Genomic DNA, 9,145 nt, shown 5'->3' on the forward strand with positions numbered 1-9,145 from the left:
AAGAGAGAACCATTTGGTTCTCTCTTTTTGCACGTTTAAAGCGATAAGAATTTTGGTTTTATTTTTTTGAAGTTGCGAAAACCAAAGGCTTGTCGTTTGATGTCCTTGATGATTTTATTGGTAGCTTCGAGTTTAGCGTTGGAGTAAGGAAGTTCGAGGGCGTTTGTGATGTAGGCTTGATGGTTTTTAAAAGTAGCAGTCTTGAACAAGGGATTGACGCGCGATAGATTGTCTTTGGTTAATCCAAAGAATTGGGCTATCCACTTTTCTTGGAAATGAAAGAGTAAGAGTTGGTAGAGCTCATAGTAATAGCGCAGTTCATCAGAGAATTATAGGATCTTCTCCACAATTTCTCTAGGTGTCAAGGTTTGTCTAAATGTTCGTGAATAAAATGGTTTATCAGCCAGTTTTCGACTATCCTTCTGAAGCAGTTTCCAGTGATTCTTCATGGCATGGTGGGGAAGAGACTTATCGTCAAACTCCTTCATGATAGCGACTCTGGTCTTTAGGAAAGTGCGACTAAGGTGTTGAAGTAAACTAGCCCAGTGGACTAGTTTAGCCTGAGCTTGAAAACAAGAGAGCGAAGGGGGAAGCGCTCGAGGACAATTTTGGCTTTTGGAAATAATCTAATGATGGGAATGTGACTCCCAGACATATCTACGGTAAGGACTTTCACTTGTTCCCTAACTTTCCTAGGGTGCTTGTAGAAGTGGTTTTTAATAGTGGTTTGTCGGTTGTTTTCAAGGAGCGCTACGATTTTTTAGTTTCAAAATCTTGGGCAATAAAGGCAAATTTCCCCTTGTTTCTGGAGAATTCATTAAAAGAAGTACCTCAGGTAGATGTGAGAAATTGTTTTTGAAGGTGAATTGATTGAGCTGTCTTTGGACCGCAGGAACCGAAATGTGTAAGCATCTTGCTATGGCAGTATTGGTGAGTTTTTCAGTGTGGAATTGAGTGGTTTTACCCACTACAGATATTATAGAGTCCTATTTTCTTTTATGATAATATCTTCATATTCTAGTATGAAGATATTTCACTAACGTAAAACTGAGAAAAACAAAAAACCTTGAATTCTCAAGGTTTTTCTATCTATATCCATCCTGAGAGAATCGAACTCCCATTTCAAGAACCGGAATCTTGCGTGATATCCATTACACTAAGGATGGTACTTGACTATTATACCACAAATTCATTAAAAGATGAGTTTTTTCTTGAAATTTTTTTAGAAAAATTGTACTATTGATATATAACAAAAAAGAAAGGAGGGTGTCATGGCTTGGACATTTGATGAAAAGTCACCGATTTATGTACAGTTGGCAAAGCGCCTAAAAATGAAAATCGTAAGTGGCGAGTTAAACCCAGGGGATCAGCTGCCAACGGTTCGAGATTTGGCTGAAGAAGCAGGGGTTAATCCTAATACCATGCAAAGAGCCTATACAGAATTGGAGCGAGAAGGTTTGGTGTTTAGTCGCAGGACAGCAGGACGCTATGTCACAGAGGATGAGGCCTTATTAACTAGTGTTCGTCATGAATTAGCCAAGGAAGAAGTCAAGCAATTTTTGACCCACATGAAACGCATTGGCTTTAGCGATCAAGCAATTTTAGCGGAAATGAAAGAGATGATGAAAGAGGAAGAAAGATGACAGAGCTATTAAGGGTTGAAGGCGTATCGAAAAAGTACGGAAAAACTTTCGCTTTAGAAGATTTAGATGTAACCTTGACCAAGGGGAAAATCATTGGTTTGTTGGGTCCAAATGGGAGTGGTAAGACGACCTTGATTAAGATTATCAATGGTCTATTGCAACCAACGAGTGGTCAGGTCTTGATTGAAGGAGTGACACCATCAGTTGAGACAAAAAAGTTAGTGTCTTACCTGCCTGATGCGACTTATTTGAGTGACCAGATGAAAATCAAGGATATTTTGGACTTGTTTGCTGATTTTTATGAGGATTTTGACCGCAGTCGTGCGGACCAGCTATTGGATGATTTGGACTTGGATCGGTCAGCTTATTTTAAAAATCTTTCCAAAGGAAACAAGGAAAAGGTACAGTTGATTCTTGTCATGAGCAGAAGGGCAAAACTTTACATCTTAGATGAGCCGATTGCTGGAGTTGACCCTGCGGCGAGAGATTATATCTTGCGCACCATTATCAACAACTATTCAGAAGAGGCTTCGGTCTTGATTTCTACCCACTTGATTTCAGATGTGGAGGCTGTCCTTGATGAAGCCCTCTTTATCCAAAATGGTAAGCTCTTGTTGCAGGGCAATACCGATGATTTGCGTGAGGAATATGGTTGCTCGATTGATGCGCTGTTTCGTCAGAAATTTAGGATTTAGGAGAATCGAAAGATGTTTGGAAAATTAGTCAAATATGAATTCAAATCAGTCGGCAAATGGTATCTAGGTCTCTATGTTGCCTTGTTTGCTGTGTCAATTTTGATAAGTCTAATCTTTGGTCATGCCATTTCAGATGGTGTTACAGACCACTTGGATGGTGAGAATATAACAAGTACCATTGGAGGAGTTCTCTTACTCGTCTTTATAAGCTTGATTGTTGCCCTTTATTTTTCAACCCTTGTCTTGATTATCCGACGTTTTTACCGCAACATCTATGGAAGAGAAGGCTACCTGACCCATACGCTTCCGGTCAGCGCCCATCAGTTGATTCTTTCTAAATTGGTAGGTGCTCTGATTTGGTCTTTTCTAGGGGGGCTTGCCTTTGTCCTTAGCATTTTTATCATCATCGTTTTAACAGGAAACTTTGGTGAAATTTGGCAGGCTGCTCAGAGAGCCTTGAGTCAAGCGTCTCCTTTATATTGGACAGTTCTTTGGCAATCCCTCGTCTTTTTTCTAGTATCAGCTACAGCCAATGTTTTACAATTCTACGCTTCTATCTCTATTGGTCAGTTGTTTGGCAATAAACGCATTAGCATGGCTTATGTGTCTTACTTTGTGCTGACTTTTCTAGAGCTAGCGCTTTCTAGTCAGATGGGATTGTCTGAAGGGTCCGATTCTCTTATTTCTCTCTTTTCTTGGTCAATCACGGTATGGTATTTGGTGATAGCCTTTGTTTTTTACGGTATCACCTACTATCTCATGAAAAAACATTTGAATTTACAATAAAACTAAAACCGAAGAGCATCAGGCTTTTCGGTTTTTTTGAAGATTTTTTTATAGTATAATAGGGGTAAAGATTGACGTGTAAAGGAGGGCTTATGTTTGTACCATTAAATACCAAGACCGTTTATAGCTTTATGGATAGTGTGCTAGATATTAAGGGCTATGTTGCTAGGGCAAAAGAGCTGGGGTATCAGCAGATTGGTATCATGGATAAGGATAACCTTTACGGGGCTTATCATTTTTTAACCGAGGCAAAAAAAGCTGGTTTAGACCCTGTTTTGGGGCTAGAATTAAGCCTGAAAGTGGAGGAGAACTCTTTTCCAGTTTATTTAGTTGCCCTTGGAACCAAAGGTTATCAAGAGTTACTGGTTCTCTCCACGCTTGCCATGAGTGGGGAAGTTGGTCTGAGTGATTTGGCAGAGCACCGAGCTGATCTTTTGGTCATTGTCGCTGCAAAAGATGTTGAGCAAGGAAGCTATCTGCCTTTTGATTATTGGATAGGTGTAGATGTGGATAGTCCGGTTCTTGATTATCCAAAGCCTGTGGTTCCTCTCCCTCTTTTTCGCTCTTATGAGGCCAGCGATGCCGAAACCTTGCAGGTTCTTCATGCCATCAGGGACAATCAATCCTTGTCGATGACACCTCCTGTGGCAAGACGGTACACTCTAAGACCACATGACGAGATGTCGCACCTTTTTGATGAGCGCTTTCCAGGAAGTTTGGAGCGCTTGAGTCAAGTATTAGATCAGGTATCCTATCAGATTGATACCCAGCTAAAGTTACCACGCTTTAACCCTGAGCGTCCTGCGGTGGAGGAATTGCGTGAACGTGCCCAAAATGGGCTAAAGACTAAGGACTTGTGGCAGACATCTTATATTGAGCGTCTCGAATCAGAGCTGTCGGTCATTCATGAGATGGGCTTTGATGATTATTTTTTAATTGTCTGGGATTTGCTGCGTTTTGGTCGCAGTCGAGATTATTATATGGGGATGGGACGTGGCTCTGCGGCGGGAAGTTTGGTGGCTTATGCCCTTGACATCACAGGGATTGATCCTGTTAAGCATGATTTGCTGTTTGAGCGTTTTTTGAACCGAGAGCGTTACAGTATGCCCGATATTGATATCGATTTGCCCGATATTTATCGCTCGGAGTTTCTCCACTATGTCAAGGATCGCTATGGCATAATGCACTCCGCTCAAATTGTGACCTTTTCGACGTTTGGTGCTAGACAGGCCATCAGAGATGTCTTTAAACGGTTTGGGGCAAGTGAGTATGATTTGAGTCAGTTGACCCGTCGCATGAGTTTTAAGGATAGCTTGCAGGAGGTCTATGGGCGTGATCTCAGCTTTCGGCAACTGATTGCGAGCAGACCCGGTTTTCAAGAGGCTTTTGCCATTGCAAAAAAGATAGAAGGGCAACCTCGCCAGACGTCCATCCATGCGGCTGGGGTGGTGATGAGTGATGACGACTTGACCAAGCATATTCCTCTAAAAGCAGGAGAGGATATGATGGTGACCCAGTACGATGCAGAGAGTGTCGAGGCCAATGGCTTGTTGAAAATGGACTTTTTGGGGCTTCGCAATCTTACTTTTGTGCAAAAGATGAAAGAGGAGGTCAAAAGGCGCTACGGTCTAGACATTGCGATTAAACAGATTGATCTAGAAGACCCAGCGACCTTGGCTTTGTTTGCAAGAGGGGACACCAAAGGGATTTTCCAGTTTGAAAAGGCAGGTGCGATTCGCCTACTCAAGCGCATCAAACCGAGTCGTTTTGAGGAAGTGGTGGCAACCACTAGTTTGAATCGTCCGGGGGCGAGTGATTACACGGAGAATTTTATCCGTAGGAAAGAGGGAAGAGAAAAGGTCGAACGACTAGATCCTTCTATTGATCCCATTTTAACGCCTACCTATGGCATCATGCTCTATCAGGAGCAGGTCATGCAGATTGCCCAAGTTTATGCTGGTTTTTCTCTGGGAAAAGCCGATCTCTTGCGCAGGGCCATGTCCAAAAAAGATGCGATAGAGATGCAGGCCATGGAGGCTGATTTTTTGCTGGGGGCTGAGCGCTTAGGGCGAGAGACTAGCCTTGCCAAGTCTATCTTTGAAAAGATGGCTAAGTTTGCAGGCTACGGTTTTAACCGCAGTCACGCCTATGCTTATGCGGCTTTGGCCTTTCAGTTGGCTTATTTTAAAGCCCATTACCCTGATGTCTTTTATGAGGTCATGCTGAATCGGTCGAGTTCTGACTATCTGATTGATGCCTTACAGTCTGGTTTTCAGATTAAACCCTTTAGTCTAAAGACAGTGAGTGCTTATGACCGTGTTGAAAATGGAGAGATTCTACTGGGACTCAATCGGGTGAAAGGTGTCCCAAGAGATCTGGTAGAGTGGCTGAGCCATCAAGCGTCTATCCAGACGATGGAAGGTCTGGTTACTCAGCTACCAAAAGCCTATCACAAAACAGAATTTCTAGAACCGTTAATCCAGCTAGGTCTTTTTGATGAATTAGATGCCAATCGCAAAAAACTAGTCACCAACCTACCTTCTTTGTTTATCTTTGTGACAGAGTTAGGAAGTCTTTTCTCGGAGAGTTCTTACCAGTGGAGAGAGTGTGAAGATTACACGGATCAAGAAAAGTATCAGCTGGAAAAGGACTATCTAGGCATTGGGCTAAGTCCACATCCTTTAAAGCGGTTAAGAGAAAAGCTACAAGAGCCTTTTGCTGTGATTTCTCAACTGACGTCAAATGAAACAGTTCGCTTGTTGGGGCAGATTGAGTCTATCAGGGAGATTAGGACCAAGTCCAAGGGGCAACTCATGGCTTTCTTGCGCGTGACGGATGGCTATGATGCGTTTGAGGTGACGGTTTTTCCAGATATTTACCAGCAGGTTGGTCAAGATCTGGCAGAAGATGCGATTCTGATTTTAAGTGGGCGCACGCAAGAAAGAGAAGGTCGCTTGCAGCTGGTCTTGCAACAAATAGAAAAGCCAGTCGCAGAAAAATTTTGGTTGCAGCTAGAAAGCCATGCGCATGACCAAGAAATTTCTCAGATTTTAAGGCAGTACCCAGGAGATATTCCGGTCATGCTGCGCTTTGAGGATACCAAAACAACCCTTGCCAGTCGTGGTTTTTCGGTCGCAAAAAGCGATGAATTACAAGAAGTTTTAAAAAAGTACACCATGAAAACGATTTATAACTAAAAATGTAAGATATTTAACAAAGAGTGTGCTATAATAAAAGAGTTAAAATGAAAAAGGAGTAGCAAAAATGAAGCGTATTGCTGTTTTGACCAGTGGTGGAGACGCTCCTGGTATGAATAATGCGGTCCGTGCGGTTGTCCGCAAGGCCATTTCAGAAGGCATGGAAGTTTACGGCATTAACCGCGGTTATGCTGGTATGGTTGAGGGCGATATTTTTAAAATGGACGCCAAAAGTGTCTCAAATATCCTCTCACATGGTGGAACCTTCTTAAAATCAGCTCGCTATCCTGAGTTTGCCACATTAGAAGGGCAAATGGCTGGGATTGAGCAGTTGAAGAGACACGGTATCGAAGGTGTCGTGGTTATCGGTGGAGATGGATCTTACCATGGGGCTATGCGTTTGACAGAGCATGGTTTCCCTGCTGTTGGTATTCCAGGAACTATCGACAATGATATTGCAGGAACAGACTATACCATCGGATTTGATACAGCTGTGACCACAGCAACAGATGCGATCGATAAGATTCGTGATACGTCATTTAGCCATGGACGGACCTTTGTTGTTGAGGTGATGGGACGTAATGCTGGTGACCTTGCCATCTGGTCTGGGGTTGCAACGGGTGCTGATATGATCATCATTCCAGAAGAGCCATTTGACATTGATGAAGTCGTGAAAAATGTTAAAGAAGGCTATGAAGTCAAGAAAAAAGATCACTTTATCATTGTTTTGGCAGAAGGTGTCATGAGTGGTGATGAGTTTGCTAAGAAGATGCGTGAAGCAGGCGATACTAGTGATCTTCGTGTGACCAACCTTGGGCACATCCAACGTGGTGGAACACCATCTCCACGTGACCGTGTCTTAGCTTCATGGATGGGAGCGCACGCTGTTGAGTTGCTAAAAGCTGGACGTGGTGGTCTTGCTATTGGTGTTCGTGGGGAAGAATTGGTTGAAAGCCCAATCCTTGGTAGCAAGGAAGAAGGTGCTCTCTTTAGCCTAGCACCAGACGGATCTATCGTTGTCAACCATCCACATGAAACACGTCTTGATTTGTATCGTTTGAATCGTAGCCTAGCTCGTTAATCTGTTTTTGTTAATTTGATATGTAATGTTAATCTACTATAATAAGGGAGTTTGAAAAACTAATGAATAAACGCGTAAAAATTGTTGCAACACTTGGACCAGCGGTTGAAATCCGCGGTGGCAAACGTTTTGGTGAAGATGGCTATTGGTCAGAAAAATTGGATGTAGAAGCATCTGCTAAAATCATCGCTCAACTCATCGAAGAAGGCGCAAATGTTTTCCGCTTTAACTTCTCACACGGCGATCACCAAGAACAAGGTGAGCGTATGGCAACTGTTCGTCGTGCAGAAGAAATTGCAGGCCAAAAAGTTGGTTTCCTTCTTGACACTAAAGGTCCAGAAATCCGTACAGAACTCTTTGAAGATGAAGCAAAAGAGTATGACTATAAGACAGGTGAAGTGATCCGTGTTGCAACCAAACAAGGCATCAAATCTACTCGTGACGTGATTGCGCTTAATGTAGCTGGTGCGCTTGACATCTTTGATGACGTTGAAGTGGGTCACCAAGTCTTGGTGGATGACGGAAAACTTGGACTTCGTGTCATCGAAAAAGACCCAGCAACGCGTGAATTTGTCGTTGAAGTGGAAAATGACGGCGTGATTGCAAAACAAAAAGGGGTTAACATTCCTAATACGAAAATCCCGTTCCCAGCACTTGCTGATCGTGATAACGCTGACATTCGTTTTGGTCTTGAGCAAGGTATCAACTTTATCGCTATTTCTTTTGTTCGTACTGCTAAAGATGTTGAAGAAGTGCGTGCCATCTGTGAGGAAACTGGCAACAAAAAAGTAAAATTGTTTGCGAAGATCGAAAACCAACAAGGGATCGATAACTTGGATGAAATCATCGAAGCAGCAGACGGTATCATGATTGCCCGTGGTGATATGGGGATTGAAGTTCCATTTGAAATGGTTCCAGTTTACCAAAAGATGATCATCACTAAAGTCAACGAAGCTGGTAAAGCTGTTATCACTGCAACCAACATGCTTGAAACCATGACAGACAAACCACGTGCAACTCGCTCTGAGATTTCTGACGTCTTTAACGCAGTTATCGATGGTACAGATGCTACCATGCTTTCTGGTGAGTCTGCTAATGGTAAATACCCAGTTGAGTCTGTTCGTACCATGGCAACAGTGGCAAAAAATGCGCAATCTCTTCTTGGTGAGTATGGTCGTTTGAACTCTGCTGACTTCAAACGCACGACCAAGACAGAAGTCATGGCATCTGCTGTTAAGGATGCTTGTCAATCTATGAGCATCAAGTTGGTCGTTACTGTGACAGAGACTGGTTTCTCTGCGCGTGCTATCTCTAAATATCGTCCAGATGCTGATATTTTAGCAGTGACTTTTGATGAAGAAACTCAAAAATCATTGATGATTAACTGGGGTGTTATCCCAGTTGTGACCGATAAACCAGCTTCTACCGATGACATGTTTGAATTGGCTGAACGTGAAGCAGTCAAATCAGGTCTTGTTCAATCAGGAGACAACATCGTTATCGTAGCGGGTGTTCCAGTTGGTGTATCTGGTTCAACTAATACTATGCGTATCCGCACAGTACAATAAACAGAAAAAGATTCATTCCAAAACGTCTAGGGCGCAGTAGCGTCTTAGACGTTTATTTTTTTATAAAAATAGAATAAAAGCCGAATTTTGTTTAAAAACAAAAGTGACAGCATTTTGTTTGAACTATCAAACGATTGCCTCTTTTTCGACTTCTGAATATCAAGTGAAGTTCTTC

The 9,145-nt window shown here is 42.6% G+C and carries 6 protein-coding genes, 1 tRNA gene and 1 pseudogene; 6 read left to right on the forward strand and 2 right to left on the reverse strand.

Features of this window, described 5'->3' with window-relative positions; genetic code table 11:
- Positions 1-9 precede the first annotated feature (9 nt).
- A pseudogene (locus ACZ49W_RS02650) lies at positions 10-962 on the reverse strand (transposase); the annotation flags it as partial.
- Between the two features lie 132 nt (positions 963-1,094).
- Positions 1,095-1,166: transfer RNA gene (locus ACZ49W_RS02655), tRNA-Arg, on the reverse strand.
- Positions 1,167-1,271: 105 nt separating this feature from the next.
- Between ACZ49W_RS02655 and ACZ49W_RS02660 the strand changes: the two genes are divergently transcribed.
- The 6 genes from ACZ49W_RS02660 to pyk all read left to right on the forward strand — a co-directional run bounded on the left by ACZ49W_RS02660 (position 1,272) and on the right by pyk (position 8,970).
- Positions 1,272-1,643 (forward strand): GntR family transcriptional regulator, encoded by a 372-nt coding sequence (locus ACZ49W_RS02660; protein WP_464813792.1) that lies wholly within the window; start codon positions 1,272-1,274, stop codon positions 1,641-1,643.
- Positions 1,640-2,338, forward strand: a complete 699-nt coding sequence (locus tag ACZ49W_RS02665) for an ABC transporter ATP-binding protein (protein ID WP_464813793.1) — start codon at positions 1,640-1,642, stop codon at positions 2,336-2,338. Before ACZ49W_RS02660 ends, ACZ49W_RS02665 begins: the two co-directional genes overlap by 4 nt.
- A gap of 12 nt (positions 2,339-2,350) precedes the next feature.
- Positions 2,351-3,124, forward strand: a complete 774-nt coding sequence (locus ACZ49W_RS02670) for a hypothetical protein (RefSeq protein ID WP_464813794.1) — start codon at positions 2,351-2,353, stop codon at positions 3,122-3,124.
- A gap of 92 nt (positions 3,125-3,216) precedes the next feature.
- A complete protein-coding gene (locus tag ACZ49W_RS02675) occupies positions 3,217-6,321 on the forward strand; it encodes a DNA polymerase III subunit alpha (RefSeq protein WP_464813795.1) in 3,105 nt (1,034 codons plus the stop codon).
- 67 nt (positions 6,322-6,388) lie between these two features.
- Positions 6,389-7,402: a 6-phosphofructokinase gene (gene pfkA, locus ACZ49W_RS02680; protein ID WP_464813796.1), complete on the forward strand. Its 1,014-nt coding sequence runs from the start codon at positions 6,389-6,391 to the stop codon at positions 7,400-7,402.
- Positions 7,403-7,464: 62 nt separating this feature from the next.
- Positions 7,465-8,970, forward strand: a complete 1,506-nt coding sequence (gene pyk / locus ACZ49W_RS02685; RefSeq protein WP_464813797.1) for a pyruvate kinase — start codon at positions 7,465-7,467, stop codon at positions 8,968-8,970.
- The last annotated feature ends 175 nt before the right edge of the window (positions 8,971-9,145 follow it).

The organism is Streptococcus sp. STR1/CE/0325 (genome assembly GCF_055386095.1).